Raw genomic sequence first — 14464 nt, 5'->3', positions numbered from 1 at the left:
CAGCCAGCAGGGATCCCCTCTATCCCCAGTTCCGGGTAGGCCAGATCAGCGCCTGGTCAGGGTAGTCATCCCCCCGAGGCGCTCAGCCGCCAACAGGTGTAGGGCAGCGCGGGCGGAGTAGAGGGCAGCTTTGCTACGGCTGTAGTCGGCGAAGGTGTAGCTGCTGGGATCCGTACTTACGTCGCCCAACAGGTTCTGCACTTGATTCTGCAGGTCAGAGACGCTGCCGGAGTTGATGTTGGCGAAGGCCATCTCCGCTTGCAGCCGGCTGAGGTACTCCTGAGCCCGGAAAGGGGCCTCGAAGAAGGAACGGCCAGGGCGGCCCATGAAACCCAGCTCCGCTTCGTAGAGAACTTTGGCTGCTTTGGCTAAGTTTTCCGCTGCTTTGGCCTGCTCGCGGGCGGCGAAGAAGTTCCCCGCCTCAAGTGAGGCTTGGGCGTTGGTGAACCTCTCCTGGCCGTGTTCCAAAAGGCGGGCAGCCTCTGGGGAAGACCCCCGCTGAGAGAGGAAGCTGGCTTCGGCCAGGTGTCGCTGCGCCTTAGCCAGATCGCGGCTGGCTCGCTCAAGATCCCGCGGGCGCTGCCAAGTTGGCTGTACCTGAAGGGGAGCTGTGGCTTCAGGAGCAGAGCGTCTGCCCCGCTGGGCTTGCGCCGGGGATCCCAGCACCAGGGGGGTGAGCAGAACCAAAATCGGCAGAGAACAACCCAGAGCGCGAGCAAAAGAGGAACGAATCGTCATTGGTCATAGACTCCAATCGACAGGACAAGCCGGTTTGGGTTATCGCGGCTCATCTTGAGAATGGCGGAGAAAAATGACGTGAAGATGACAAGGGCAGCTCTACCGTAAATATCGATCCCTCTCCCACTTGGCTGGCCACTCGCAGGGATCCCCGATGGGCGGTGACGATCTGCTGGGCCAAGGCCAGGCCCAGACCGAACCCACCCGTATGGCGAGCACGGGTTTCATCCACCCGGTAAAACCGCTCAAACAGATGGGGCAGATGCTCGGGGGGAATGCCAATGCCTGTATCCTTGACGTGGAGGTAAGCGCGCTGGCGCTGGCTTTCCAGGCTCACCTGCACTGTGCCGCCTGCAGGGGTGTACTGCAGGGCATTGCGCAGTAGGTTCTCGATGGCCTGCCGCAGCAGGGCAGCGTTCCCCCGCACAAGCCAACCCCCAGAAAGATCCGTCTCAGGCAGGTGGCATTGCCAGTGAAGGCCAAGGGCCTCAGCTTGGGGGCGGTATTGCTCGCTCAGCTCCTGCAACAGCGCTCGCAAATTCAGAAGCGGCAGATCCTCCAGGGGCAGGGATCCCTGCTGGCGGGCCAACTGCAGCAAGGTATCGATCAGCACGCTGAGGCGGCGGGCACCGCTCACCACCTTTTCCAGGCGAGGTTGAGCTTGTTCCGGGGCCAGCAGAGCCATTTGAGCATTGCTCATCAGGGCGGCCAGGGGGGCGCGCAACTCGTGGGAAGCATCGGCAGTGAAGCGTTGCAACTGCTCGTAGGAGCGACGAATCGGCTGCATCGCCAGCCCCCCCAAGATCCAGCCGGCCCCGCCGATCAACGCCAGCGTCAGCGGGATCCCGATCCCCAACCCCCAGCGCAAGCGACCCAGGGTAAGTTGCAGCGGTTCCAGGGGCACCGCCAGTTGCAAGTAGCCCAGTAGCTTTTCCTCCTGCTGCACCGGCAGCGTGAGCTGGCGCAACAGTAAGCCGCTCTCTCCTTCCACCGTTTGGAAACCCAGTTGGAGATGGTGAGGCGGGCCATCCAAGTCAAACAGCTCCAGAGGAGGCCGGGATCCCGTGTACTGGCGCAGGGATCCCAAGCTTTCCCTTCCGGTGCCGGGAGCAGGATCGAACCAGCGCACATAGGCCAAGTGATGGTCGAGGGGTTGGGTTTTCCCCCCCAAAAAGGGCACCTCGTTCAACACCAACCGCCACTGCCCCTGGCGCAGCTCGTACTTAATGGCTGCCGCCATGATCCCGGCCTGAACCTGCAGCTCCTCGTCAAAAGCCTGCAACTGGTTCTCCACTTCCAAGCGGTAGAAGACGGCGGCAAACACCAGCAGGATCCCCCCCATGACCCCGGCAAAGCTGCGGGCCAAGCGACGGCGGCTGTGGTGAAACACCAGGGATCCCGTCCCTCTTGTCGCAGCCTTCTGCCCCAGGTGCGGCTGAAGGGGGTGTGCCAGGGAAACCCAGTTCCAGCCCAGCCATGGGAGAGAATGCTTGTGTTCAGCTCTTTTCACCTCCATCGCCACCCCCTAGAAACTGCTTTCATGGGTTCTCTTCTGGAGAGGCTATGCGCAGCCGGTACCCCTGGCCATACACCGATTCCAGCCAATCTTGGGCCTCCACCTCTTTTAACCGTAGCCGCAACCGCCGCACCAACGCAGCCACGGCATTGCTCTCTGGCTCACAGCCCCATTCCCACACCGCCTGCTCGATCTGACCCCGACTGAGCACCTGGTTGGGATGGCGCATCAGGTATTCCATCAATTGAAACTCCTTGCCCGAAAGCTGTACCTGCCTCCCCTGCCGCTCTAGGGTCAGGCTGGCCAAGTGCAAGTGCAGGGATCCCAGGCTGAGGCTGTCTCCTTGCCATTGGGGGGAACGGCGTCCCAAAGCCCGCACCCGTGCCAGCAGCTCCACCAGATCCACCGGCTTGACCAAATAGTCGTCCGCCCCCGCATCCAACCCCTGCACCACATCCGATGTTGCGTCTTTGGCAGTTAACATCAGCACCGGCGCACATCCCCCCGATTGGCGGTATTGCCGACAGAGCTGGATCCCGCTTGGCCCCGGCAGCATCCAATCCAAAATCAGGAGATCATAGGCTTTCTCCTCCATCAGCCAGGCAGCCATCTCCCCTTCCTTGGCACAGTCAACCACGTGGCCGCACTTGGACAGGGCAGCCTGTAAAGGCTCCAACTGTTCCGGGTCGTCCTCCACCAGCAAAATTCGCATCGTCCTGTGCGCCGTTGACCAAGACGGCCAGTTCCCACTGCCCAGGCTAGGATGGATCACGGAAATAGCCCTCTGCAAGGGAGAGAACAACGGTGGGGTGGCCCAAAATCCATCGGTGGCAAGATCTAGGGTTTGATTTTTGGCTGGTGCTGCCCTTGGCAGGGCTTCTTTTTGTGGCGGGGGGAGAGTGGGTGACGGGCCAAGCGCTGAGCCGTCCTCGCCGGCTAGAGCAACCTTTGGCGATTCGCAGCCAGCAACAAGCCACCTTGGCTCTGGATATTCTTTCCATTCAGGCGGAGATCCGCCGCTCCCGTGGCTACACCAAGGTGGAGGTGACTACCACCAATCCCCACCTGCGCAAGCTGGAATTTGAATTTCCACAACTGGATCCAGACCAGGTGTCGGCTCAGATTGCCCAAGAGCTTGGCCTTGCTCCCGAGCAAGTGCAGCGCCTGACCCGCTATAGCTTGGACTAGAGAGACACTCCAAGTCCGTTCAAAAAATGCGGGCTAACTGCTCGCAGGCAACTCTAATTTTCTCCAAGCTACCGGGATTGACCAAGCCGTAGTAGTCAAATCCATAAACTTTCCCAGTTTGGACGGCTTGCAACCGATTCCAAAAGGGGCGGGAACGGAAAAACGCCAAGGGATCCGCCGCCTCCGGGTTGACCACCAGCAGAACTTCTGGGTTGGCTTCCAGGATGCGCTCTGCCGAAAGGGTGACGTAGCCCCGAAAAGGCCCTTGGCTTTGCAAGGTAGCGGTGAGATTGTCCGCGCCAAAGCGTTCCAGCAGATCCCCGGCCCAGCTTTGCCGGTTGGGAGAAAGAATCGGCTGGGTGCCCACCAAGAGCAAGGTTTTGGGTCGAACGCGGGGCAGTTCCTGGGGCAAAAGGGATCCATACTGCCGCAGCAAGGGATCGGGATCCGCCCCCAAAGCAGCAGCCAGGGTGGCAATCGTCTCTTCCAAAGCAGCCCAACTGTCCACGCGGGTGAGGTAGGTGGGGATCCCCAGCTCCTGCAGCCGTTCTGCCAGAGCCTCGTGAAAGCCACTGGCCCCCACCACCCAGTCCGGTTGTAGGGCCACAAGCTGCTCCAGGTTGGGTTGGTTGCCCAGCCCCAGGCGGGTCAAGCCTTGGAAGCGGGGATCCTCCTCCAACAAACGACCGGCAGGGATCCCCACCAACCTATCGGGGGCCAAGCGATAGAGGATATCGGCAGTCAAGGTGGTGAGGCTGGCTACCCGACGAAAAGGACTCTGTCTCGCTGACAGGAGTGGCTCCTGAGGGATCCGACCTTGGGCTTGGGCCAAACGCCCCATTCCCCAGGCCCCCACGCTGGCCAGACCAAAGGCGAACAGTTGACGGCGAGAAAGACGAGACAGCATAGACAATCTCCAAAACAATTCCCAAACAGCAATCAATTGAGGGTGAACTGGATGGGCACCACCACCCAAGACTCGATGGGGGCGTTGTTTCTCAAGGCCGGGCTGAATTCCCACCGCTGCACCGCCTCCTGCGCTGCCCTATCCAGGGCGGGAAACCCACTGGAAGAGGCGATCTCCACCTGCTGCACCTGCCCCTGGGCATTGACCTTGGCCCGCAGCAGCACCTGCCCCTGTTGGCCGAGACGGCGAGCTTGAGGAGGGTAGGGGGGCGGAGGATTGCGACCGGGGATCGGGCGGGCCAGGATGTCCGGCTGGGGGTTGGCAGCCACTGTCGGTGGGGAGGAACTGGGGGTGGCAGGTGTTGGGGCAGAGGAATGGGGTTGGGCTGCACCTATACCGCCAGGTGTCCCAGTTTCAGGATCCCTTGGCCCCAATCTGCTCTCGCTGCCGGGGGAAGGCGGAGCGGCGGCAGTCTTTACGCTGGAACGGATCCCTTGGATCAAGGGGGTAAAGCGGGGCAGAGGGGTGCTTGAGGTAACCGGGGCGGAGGTGAGTGGAGTCGCTGTAGAGGTGGGGGTAACTGCCGGAGTTGGGGTGGGCTGTTGTGGCAGAGGAGTGGGTTGCGGGGTGGCTGTCGGTAATGGGGTCAGTGGAGGAGTAGGGGTGGGTTCTGGCTTTGCCGTGGGAATGGGTGTAGGGGTCGGTGGAGGCGTAGGGGTCGGAGTTTGCAGGGCCAGCAAAGATTCAGCCTCCGGGATGGCTGGCATCTCGATCTCTTGGGGCACAGGCTCCGGTGGGGATAGATCGTCTGCAGGGGGCGATTCCGGGGCCGGGCCGGGCGGCTCTGCTGTTGGCTCTGGTGGGAGAGATTCTATGGATTCTGAATCCGGTTCGAGCAACTGTGGCTCGGGATCCTCCAGCAAAAGATGGCCAAATTCAGGTCGTGCAGCACCGTAACTACCGTCAGGCCCTGCTCCTGCTTCAGCCGTTGCAACAGCTCCAGCAGCTCCAGTTGGTGGCGCAGATCCAAAAAGGTGGTGGGCTCATCCAACAGCAACACCTGCGGCTCCTGCACCAAAGCCAACGCCAGAAAAGCCCGTTGCCGCTCGCCCCCCGAAAGGGTTTCCACCCGCCGCAGCGCCAGGGATCCCAGTCCCGTCTGCTCTAGAGCCCACTCCACCCGCTGCCGATCCGCCGGCGTCAACTGCCACGCCCACCAGGGCTGGTGGGGAGAACGCCCCAGACTCACCAATTGCCGCACCGTCAGCCCTGCCGGGATCCTCGGCTGCTGGGGCAAAAGAGCCAACTGCCGGGCCACCTGCTGGGGAGTGAGTTGAGTGTGCAGATCCCGACCGTCCAGGTACACGCGCCCAGCTTGGGGAATCAGAACCCGACTCAACAGCCGCAGCACCGTCGATTTGCCCGAACCATTGGGGCCGACAATGCTCAGCCATTCCCCCTGTTGCACGCTGAAGCTCACCTGTCGCACCACCGTCCGGGATCCGTAGCCCCCGCTCAAGTCCTCGACCTGCAGGATGGGCTCTCTCATCGCCCCGCCCCCTGCTGCCGCAGCAGCCAGCCGAAAAAGGGAGCCCCCATCACACCGGTGACAATCCCCACCGGCAGCTCTATCGGGCCCAAACGGCTCAGGATGTCGGCACCGCTCAGCAGGGTCGCCCCTGCCAAGGCAGAAAGGGGCAACAGCCAGCGGTAATCGGATCCCACCCCCTGCCGCACCATGTGGGGCACCACCAAACCGACAAAGCCGATCACCCCCCCCACACTGACAGCGGTTGCCGCCAGCCAAGCCGCCACCAGACCAATCACCACCCGCGTCCGCGCCAGAGGGATCCCCAAGCTCACCGCCATCTCTTCCCCCAAGCTCAGCAGGTTTAAAGCCCGCGCCTGCCCCCATCCCAATCCCAAGCCGACCAGGATATACGCCCCGGCCACCTGCACCTCTGGCCAGCCCCGCCCGCTCAAGCTGCCGATCAACCAGGTGAGAGCCACCTGCACCCGGTCATCTGCCATCAACAACAAGGTGGAGCTAATGGCCCCAAACAGGGCGCTGACGGCCACCCCCGCCAAGATCAGCCGCTCCACCGCCAGTCCCGAGGGAGTACGCGCCAACCCGTACACCAACACGGTAGTCAGCACCCCGCCCACCCAAGCGGCCAGGGGCACCCAAGCCGTCCACTCTCCCAAGGTGAGCAACCCCACCGCCGCCAGGCCCGCCCCCGCCGAAATGCCCAGCAGGTAGGGATCCGCCAGCCCATTGCCCAGCATCCCCTGCAACAGGGCCCCTGCCATCCCCAGAGCCGCCCCCAGCAACTGGGCCAAGAGCGCCCGCGGCAGCCGCAACTGCCAAACAATCGTCTGCCGAATGGGATCCCCCTGCCCCCACAGGGCTTGCCAGAGTTCTGGGAAAGTCATGGGAACGGATCCCAAAGCAATCGAGACCAAAAGTACTAGGAAAATGAAACTCAATAGCAAACAGGTCAAACCGATTGGCGAGAGCAGCCGCTTTCTTTGCCCCCAGCCTCTGACCCCCTCAACCTCTGTATACGGACACTCGCGATCGACCAGCACCGGGAAAACCTCTCGAGCTTTGCCCAGGAAGAGAGCCTTCTGAGGCCAAGAAACCCCCTCCGCCCGCAAGGGCGGGATGGAAAACTCAGCCAAGTTGGCCAGGCCTCCCTCCCGAGCTTTATTGAAAGTCAAACTCAACAAAACGTAGTCGCTAGAATAGCAAGGCTTCTTGGATGTTGCAAGTCAGTTTCAATAGCTTGTGCCTAAATTTCTCCCTCTTGCGCTTCAGGGCTTTTGGACAAGACCGGGCAGCGCCTCTGCCCAGCCATTCAGACTTACCTCAGGGGGGATCCAACTACCCTGAGCGAGGTCATGGCAACCAACCGCGAAATGGGAATCAGGGGAGAAGGGCTGGGGAAACGTCTCAAACTTCATCTAGACCTGGATCTAGAATGGCCCAAGCTGGTCGGCCCGAGTTGGCTAGACTCCGAACCTTCAGCCCATTGCTTGCCCACGTTTTGATGCCATGAGTTCTTCCGCCGAGCCTACTTGGGATGCCTTAGAGGTGGATCCCGCCCTGCTCACCCCCATGATGCAGCACTATGTGGAGCTGAAGCGGCAGTATCCCCACGCCATCTTGCTCTACCGCCTGGGGGATTTCTACGAGATGTTCTTCCAGGACGCCCAGCGGGTGTCGCGGGAGCTGGAGCTGGTGCTCACCGGGCGGGAAGCAGGGGCCATAGGGCGGGTGCCCATGTGCGGGATCCCTTACCATGCTTTCGACCGCTACGCTGCCCAGTTGGTGGCCAAAGGCTATGCCCTGGCCGTCTGCGACCAGATGGAGCCGGCAGATCAGGCCAAGGGCTTGGTGCGGCGGGAAGTGACGCGGGTGATCACCCCTGGCACCGTCCTCGAAGAGGAGCTGCTGCAGGCGCGGCAAAACAACTACCTGGCAGCCGTCGTGCGGCTCAAAGGATCGAAGCAGGCTCCCTGCCGCTGGGGCCTAGCCTATGCGGATATCTCCACCGGCGAGTTCTGGGTGTGTCAGAGCGAGGGGCAAGAGCAACTGGAGCAGGAACTGGCCCGGCTGCAGCCGGCAGAGGTTTTGCTGCCCACCGAGGAGGGGCTGGGACTAGGCCTCATCCGTCCAGGGGATCCCCAGAAGCCCCTGGGTCTCCCCAACCAATACGCCTATACCCTGCGCCCAGCCGAACCTTTTGAACTGGCGGTGGCGCGGGAGAACCTCATGCAGACCTACGGCCTGCGCTCTCTGGAAGGATTGGGCTGTGAGGGATTGCCTCTGGCGGTGCGAGCAGCGGGAGGGCTTTTGCACTACTTAGAAGAAACCCATTCGCCTCAGCGGTGCGTAGCACCAAAGACCCTGCTGCAGCCTTCTCCCCAGGGAGGCCACCCGCTCCTGCGTCCCCCGCGCACCTATCAGTTGACGGATTACCTCATCTTGGATGCCCAAACCCGGCGTAACTTGGAGCTCACCCAGACCATCCGAGAGGGGGCTTTTGTGGGATCCCTGCTCTGGGTGCTGGATCACAGCCGTACAGCCATGGGGGGGCGCACTTTGCGGCGCTGGCTAATGCAGCCTTTGCGGGATCTAGAGCAAATTCGCCTCCGCCAAGACACCATCCAAGAGCTTTTGGAAAACCCTTCTCTGCGGGCCCGCCTGGGATCCCTTCTGGACTCTCTGTACGACCTGGAGCGATTGGCCAACCGCGTCGGATCGGGCACCGCCAACCCGCGCGAGATGGTGGCCTTGGGATCCTCCTTGGGCAAACTGCCCCAGTTGGCCGAGCTGGTGGGGGAAGCCAAGACTCCCCTCTTGCAAAGCCTGCAACAGGTGGATCCCGCCCTGGTTGAGCTGGGCCAACGCATTGAGCACACCCTCTTGCCCTCGCCCCCGCCCATCCTTACCGAAGGGGGTCTGATCCGGCCCGGGGTGGATCCGGAGCTGGACAGGCTGCGGCAGCAGGTGGAGCAAGACCGCCAGTGGGTTGCCCAGTTGGAAAAAAGCGAGCGCGACCGCACTGGGATCCCCACTCTCAAGGTGGGCTTCAACAAGGCCTTCGGCTACTACCTCAGCATCAGCCGCGCCAAGGCCCACCAAGTCCCCAAAGAGTACATCCGCAAGCAAACCCTGACCAACGAAGAGCGGTTCATTACCCCCGAGCTCAAAGAAAAAGAGGCCCGCATCCTCACAGCCCAAACCGACATCAACCAGCGGGAATACGAGCTGTTTGTGCAGTTGCGCCAAGAGGCAGGATCCCGGGCCGAAGCCATCCGCCAAGTGGCCCAGACCCTGGCTGCCGTCGATGCTCTGTTTGGCCTGGCGGAAGTGGCAGTGCAGCAGGGATACACCCGTCCCCTCCTCACAACAGACCGCCGGCTCATGATCGAGGAGGGTCGCCACCCGGTGGTGGAAAAATCCCTGCCCCAGGGCCTCTTCGTGCCCAATTCGGTGCAACTGGGATCCCCCCATGGCCCCGATTTGATCGTCCTCACCGGGCCCAACATGTCCGGCAAGTCCACTTACCTGCGGCAAATTGGGCTCATCCAAATCCTGGCCCAGATGGGCAGCTTTGTCCCCGCGCGGCGGGCAGAGTTGGGCCTCTGCGACCGCGTATTTACCCGCATTGGCGCTGTGGACGATCTGGCTACCGGCCAGTCCACCTTCATGGTGGAAATGAACGAGACCGCCAACATCCTCAACCACGCCGGCGAGCGCTCCTTGGTGCTGCTGGACGAGATTGGCCGAGGCACCGCTACCTTCGATGGCCTTTCCATTGCCTGGGCGGTGGCGGAATACCTGGCCACTCAGGTGCGCGCCCGTACGGTCTTTGCCACCCACTACCACGAGCTCAACCAACTGGAGACCCTGCTGCCCAACGTGGCCAACTTCCAGGTGGTGGTCAAAGAGCTGCCGGATCGCATTGTCTTCCTGCACCAGGTGCAGCCGGGGGGGGCAGATCGCTCCTATGGCATCGAGGTGGGACGCATGGCTGGCCTGCCGCAGCCGGTAATCCAGCGGGCCGAACAGGTGCTGGCCTTGGTGGAAAAACACAGCCGCATCGGCCTGGGCCTGCGCAACCAAGGAAAAAGCCAACCTGCCCAGAAGAACTGCAAAAAAGAGCCCGCTCCCAATCGCAGCCCCGATTCCGCCGTTGGGGATCAACTGTCTTTGATCCCAGCGCCTCTCTTTCCCGATTAGCCTTAGGCTCCCCTACCCCTGTCGGGATCCCGTTCTTGCAACCTCAGGGCTGCAGCCAGCCCATCCAGCTCATCCCGATGCCCCTCCACCCACAGATGGGATCCAGAAGCCGTTGGCGTTCGTTCCCAGGACGAGAGCGGGGCAGAGTCCTCGTCGGCTTCCTGCAGTTTCAGGCGGATTTGTTCCGGGCGTTGGTTGCGCTGCCGGTAGTACCAACCCGCCCAGGGGGAGGCCAGCACCACCATCCAGGGCCAAGCTCCCCACCCCGGCTCAAGGGTCTGCAGCACCAAGGCCAAACAGGCCAGTCCCGTCCCCGCCAGCCCCGTCAAAAAAAGGGCCAGCCCCACGCTAGCCTGACCCTGCCCTGCAAAGGTGGCGATCCCCTCGGCATCGGCGGACTGGAGACGATAGCCACGCCTTTCCAAGTGCTCCCGTAGAGCGGATCCCATTTCCTCCAGGCTGCGACTGCTAAAGTAGAGGCGACTCTCCACGCGATCCTTGCCCGCAGCTCGCAGAAAAAAGAATAGACCGATGGCCAATAGAGTCGTCAACGCCAAGGTTGAAACCTTTTCCCCCGTCAGCGGGGCTATGGCCAACCCAAGTGCCTGAGCAGAGCCCAGTCCGCCCAGAGGAAGGGGGTTGACCTGTTCGGGGAGTCTGGCTCCCCCACAGCTGGGTGGGATAGGTGAATGGGAACAGTTCATCGAATAGAATCGAATAGATTGGAATAGGCAAAGCAATTTACACGCTACCTTTGAAGTTTAGACCCTCTAGGATGGATGGGTTACTTCCCCCAAGGACGAGCTGCTGGGTTCACCCTGAGGGCAATACGCTTTTTCGCAGTGGCGGTGACGGTTGAACTGGGGGGATCCTACGCTGGCTCTCATGTCTCTGGGCTGAGAAATGCAACTATAATTAAGTTATGATAAGGGGCTCACGCTCTCCGTGTGACCCCTCCGCTGCTACTTAAGCCTTTCCCTATGGGGCATGGGCAGGAGGTCCGGTTGAGGAAGAGGTCAATGTATGATTTCCTCTGACTGCTGTAAGGCGTTGAGCAGGCGCGAAGTTACCGTTGGGGAACACTTAAGCTTAACTTGCTCCACATCACTGACCATTCCTCTCTCAGCCCACTGAACTGCCTACCCCTGTCGCTACATCAGCAACACCCTACATGTCTAACTACGAACCTGAACTCAACGACATTTTGTTGGATGGCCCCGCCGATCTCCTCGATGCTGCCGAAGAAGCAGAGGTGGATCTGGCCGATGGCGAGTTTCTGGAAGAGGAGCCAACCCGCCGCTCCACTGATCTGGTGCGCCTCTATTTACAGGAGATTGGTCGTGTTCCTCTTTTGGGGCGCGATGAAGAGGTGGCCCTGGCCCAAAAAGTCCAAGACTACATGAAGCTCTTGGATTTGCGCCTGCGCCTGCAGAAAGAGTTGGGACGGGATCCCACTCTTGCGGAATGGGTGGCCAAGGCCAACCAGTACCCCGAGTGGGCGCAACTGACCCCTGAAAAGCTGCAGCAGGTTCAGCGAATTGGCAAGCGTGCCAAAGAGCACATGATCAAGGCCAACCTGCGCCTGGTGGTGTCGGTGGCGAAAAAATACCAAAACCGCGGCTTGGAGCTGTTGGATCTGATCCAAGAGGGTACGCTGGGCCTAGAGCGGGCGGTGGAAAAGTTCGACCCAAAAAAGGGCTACCGCTTCAGCACCTACGCCTACTGGTGGATCCGGCAGGGCATTACCCGCGCCATTGCCACCCAAAGCCGTACCATTCGCCTGCCCGTCCACATCACCGAGAAACTGAACAAGATCAAAAAAGCGCAGCGCAAGCTCTCCCAGGAAAAGGGCCGCACCCCCACCATCGAAGACATTGCCTCCGAGTTGGAGATGACGCCGCCTCAAGTACGCGAGCTGTTGGTACGGGTGCCCCGCTCGGTTTCTCTGGAAACCAAGGTGGGCAAAGACAAGGACACCGAACTGGGGGATTTGCTGGAAACTGACGACATTTCTCCAGAAGAGACCATGATGCGGGAAGCCCTGCATCGCGATCTACAGCAGTTGCTCTCGGATCTCACCAGCCGCGAGCGGGATGTGATCCGCATGCGTTTCGGCTTGGGGGATGGGCGCACCTATTCGCTGGCGGAAATCGGTCGCGCCTTGGATCTGTCGCGGGAGCGGGTGCGGCAAATTGAGGCCAAAGCCCTGCAGAAGCTGCGTCAGCCGAAGCGGCGCAACCGCGTGCGAGATTACCTGGAAGCCATCAGCTAGTTCCGGCTTGCCCACTGGCTCCCCCGGCGTCCTACCCGTTTCCGCAGTTGGGCTGCTGCCCACTCCACTTCTGGGATCCGCAGGTAGAGAGCTCCGGCGGCGAACAGGCTCACGCCCAACCCTGCGGCCAGCCCGGCCCCAATGACGGCGGTGAGGAGCGGGGATCCCAACAGCTCCAGCGGGCGCATTTGCCTCCACAGCCAATGGCTGAGCCCCCCGGCCAAGACGGTGATCCCCAGCAACGGCAGCAGGGCTTGTCCCATCTCCCGCCAAGGGATCCCTGGCAGGCGCTGGTGGAGGCGGATCCCCAGTCCGATCACGGCTATCAGGTTGACGCCGGCGGTGGCCAGGGCAATGCCCGGCGCTCCAAAAGCCTGCAAAAATAGAAAGTCCAGTAGGGCATTCAGGCCAATGGCCATGCTGCTGATGCGCAGAGGCGTAGCCCCATCCTCCAGGGCATAGAAGATCCGCACCAGCACATCCCGCAGCAGGTAACCGGTCATCCCCAGACCATAGGCCATGAGCAGGGCTGCCACCTCTTGTGTCACCTCCGGCGTAAAGCGCCCCCGCTGGTAGGCCACTTGGACAATGGGCTCGGCCAAAGCCACCAACAGCATCGACAGGGGCAGGGTCACAATTGCCGTAAGCATCAGCCCTTGGCGGATACGCTGGCGCAGCTCCGGCCAACGGGATCCATCCCCTGCCAACTGGGCATAGAGAGGCATCAAGGGCACCAGCACCATGTTGGAGAGGATCCCCAGCGGCGTTTGTACCAGAAGCTGGGCATATCCCAAGTTGCCGATGGTGCGATCCCCAGGTACGAAAGAGGCAAAAAACAGATCCACATAAACATTGATGTGGATCATCCCGGAGGAGATCACCGCCGGCAACATCAGCAAGCCCACCGCCCGTACCTGCGGGGATCCCCACTCAAAGCGCAGGCGCGGTCGCCCCAGCCCTAACCGCATCTGGAGCGGAACTTGGGCCAACCATTGGGCAATGGCCCCGATGAGCACGCCCCAGGCCAGCAAAGTTGGGATCCCCGTCCATCCCAGCGTGACCAGGATCCCGATCACCGCCAAGCTGGAGATCAGCGGGCTAAGGGCAGGCAAGGCGTAGTGTTCGGCAGCATTCAGCGCTCCAAAGCCGATGCCAATCCACCCCGAGAGCAAGGCCAAAGGGGCCATGATCCGCAGTTGCGCAGCGGCCAGAGCATGGACTTCGGGGCTGGCTCCCGGCGCATTCAGGCGCACCACCCAGTCCGCTCCCCACCAAAGGCCCAAGCTGACCAGCAGGAGCAGGCAGCCTACCAAGGTGGAAATGGATTCCAGCCAGGCAGCCGCATCCTCCCTGTCCCGATCCCGCTGCTTTTTGAGGACACTGACGATGGCGCTGTGAAAAGGGCCGTTGATCCCTCCCAGCAGAATCAACAGAAAACCGGGCAGGATGTAGGCTACCCCGAAGGCGCTGTACTCCGGCCCCGAGCCATACACTGCTGCAATCAAAGCTTGGCGAATAAAGCCTATGCCCTTACTGAGCAAGGTCGCCCCGGCCACCAAGCCCGCCACCGACATCAACGAACGGGATGGCCCTGCTGAAGGAGATCCCCCAGGGATCTCTTCCTGAGTGGCAGACTCCTCCATTACCTTGTGTCCTGCACCCCAACCACTGCCTCAACAACAAAGTAAACTACCCGACTCCGACCGCTAAAGCGGTACGGAGCGGGCTTTCAGTAGCCCTGGGCCTGCTCTGCTCTACCAGAGAACAAAACAGGCCCGAACCTCTAGGCTGGTTTACGACAGCCCCCAAAAGCGCAATCACATTCGCACCATTCAAATCCGCATCCCCTTCCCATCCACAGTGCCCACACTTGAACGACTTGCCACTGCGATAGGATTGCGCAGGGTCGGGATGGATGTGCAAACACCGGTGGCAGGTCTGCGACGTGTAAGCAGGCGGCACAAGAACCAGAGAAACCCCTGCAACTCTCGCCTTGTATTCCAGAAACTGGCGTAGCTGGTAGAACGCCCAACTGTTGGCCCTGCGCCTTTCGGTTTTGCTGCGGGGTTGTTGATTGACCCTTTCCCGAATCCC

At 61.4% G+C, this 14464-nt stretch carries 13 protein-coding genes; 3 read left to right on the top strand and 10 right to left on the bottom strand.

The genetic code is table 11. The features are described from left to right. Positions 1–45: 45 nt before the first annotated feature. Genes NW870_RS09225 through rppA form a run of 3 tightly spaced genes read right to left on the bottom strand, consistent with a single transcriptional unit; the run spans position 46 to position 2966 of the window. Entirely contained in the window at positions 46–738 is a 693-nt protein-coding gene (locus tag NW870_RS09225; protein ID WP_414355525.1) for a DNA-binding protein, read from the bottom strand. Between the two features lie 49 nt (positions 739–787). Then, positions 788–2254, bottom strand: coding sequence for a sensor histidine kinase (locus tag NW870_RS09220; RefSeq protein WP_414374970.1), 1467 nt, complete (start codon positions 2252–2254; stop codon positions 788–790). Between the two features lie 22 nt (positions 2255–2276). After that, positions 2277–2966: a two-component system response regulator RppA gene (gene rppA, locus NW870_RS09215; RefSeq protein WP_414355523.1), complete on the bottom strand. Its 690-nt coding sequence runs from the start codon at positions 2964–2966 to the stop codon at positions 2277–2279. Between the two features lie 92 nt (positions 2967–3058). Here rppA and NW870_RS09210 point away from each other — a divergent pair, with 92 nt between their 5' ends. Continuing rightward, on the top strand, positions 3059–3442 hold the full coding sequence (locus tag NW870_RS09210) for a hypothetical protein (protein ID WP_011434266.1): 384 nt from the start codon (positions 3059–3061) through the stop codon (positions 3440–3442). Positions 3443–3461: 19 nt separating this feature from the next. Here NW870_RS09210 and NW870_RS09205 read toward each other — a convergent pair whose 3' ends face one another. The 4 genes from NW870_RS09205 to NW870_RS09190 form a co-directional block, all read right to left on the bottom strand. Next, positions 3462–4349: an ABC transporter substrate-binding protein gene (locus NW870_RS09205; RefSeq protein WP_011434267.1), complete on the bottom strand. Its 888-nt coding sequence runs from the start codon at positions 4347–4349 to the stop codon at positions 3462–3464. A gap of 32 nt (positions 4350–4381) precedes the next feature. Continuing rightward, positions 4382–5116 (bottom strand): energy transducer TonB, encoded by a 735-nt coding sequence (locus tag NW870_RS09200; protein WP_414374969.1) that lies wholly within the window; start codon positions 5114–5116, stop codon positions 4382–4384. A 104-nt stretch (positions 5117–5220) separates the two neighbouring features. Then, on the bottom strand, positions 5221–5898 hold the full coding sequence (locus tag NW870_RS09195; protein WP_414374968.1) for an ABC transporter ATP-binding protein: 678 nt from the start codon (positions 5896–5898) through the stop codon (positions 5221–5223). Next, positions 5895–6938 carry a FecCD family ABC transporter permease gene (locus NW870_RS09190; RefSeq protein WP_414374976.1) on the bottom strand — a complete coding sequence of 348 codons (1044 nt, stop codon included), beginning with the start codon at positions 6936–6938 and terminating at the stop codon, positions 5895–5897. Before NW870_RS09190 ends, NW870_RS09195 begins: the two co-directional genes overlap by 4 nt. A 466-nt stretch (positions 6939–7404) precedes the next feature. Here NW870_RS09190 and mutS point away from each other — a divergent pair, with 466 nt between their 5' ends. Beyond that, on the top strand, positions 7405–10098 hold the full coding sequence (gene mutS / locus NW870_RS09185) for a DNA mismatch repair protein MutS (RefSeq protein WP_414374967.1): 2694 nt from the start codon (positions 7405–7407) through the stop codon (positions 10096–10098). A 2-nt stretch (positions 10099–10100) separates the two neighbouring features. Here the strand turns inward: mutS and NW870_RS09180 are convergent, their stop codons facing one another. Next, positions 10101–10655, bottom strand: coding sequence for a cofactor assembly of complex C subunit B (locus NW870_RS09180; RefSeq protein WP_414374966.1), 555 nt, complete (start codon positions 10653–10655; stop codon positions 10101–10103). Positions 10656–11269: 614 nt separating this feature from the next. Between NW870_RS09180 and sigC the strand changes: the two genes are divergently transcribed. After that, a complete protein-coding gene (sigC, locus tag NW870_RS09175) occupies positions 11270–12370 on the top strand; it encodes an RNA polymerase sigma factor SigC (protein WP_414374965.1) in 1101 nt (366 codons plus the stop codon). Here sigC and murJ read toward each other — a convergent pair. Together murJ and NW870_RS09165 are read right to left on the bottom strand one after the other, a co-directional pair. Beyond that, positions 12367–14013, bottom strand: coding sequence for a murein biosynthesis integral membrane protein MurJ (murJ, locus tag NW870_RS09170; RefSeq protein WP_414374964.1), 1647 nt, complete (start codon positions 14011–14013; stop codon positions 12367–12369). The genes sigC and murJ overlap by 4 nt on opposite strands. Positions 14014–14059: 46 nt before the next feature. Further along, positions 14060–14464 (bottom strand): zinc ribbon domain-containing protein (locus NW870_RS09165; protein ID WP_414374963.1); only part of this gene is annotated, 405 nt, incomplete at its 5' end.

This window comes from Synechococcus sp. R50.1, from assembly GCF_047462115.1.
Classification (GTDB): Bacteria; Cyanobacteriota; Cyanobacteriia; order Thermostichales; family Thermostichaceae; genus Thermostichus.
Note: the sequence above shows the minus strand (reverse complement) of the source record. Positions and strands in the feature narration are given on the sequence as shown.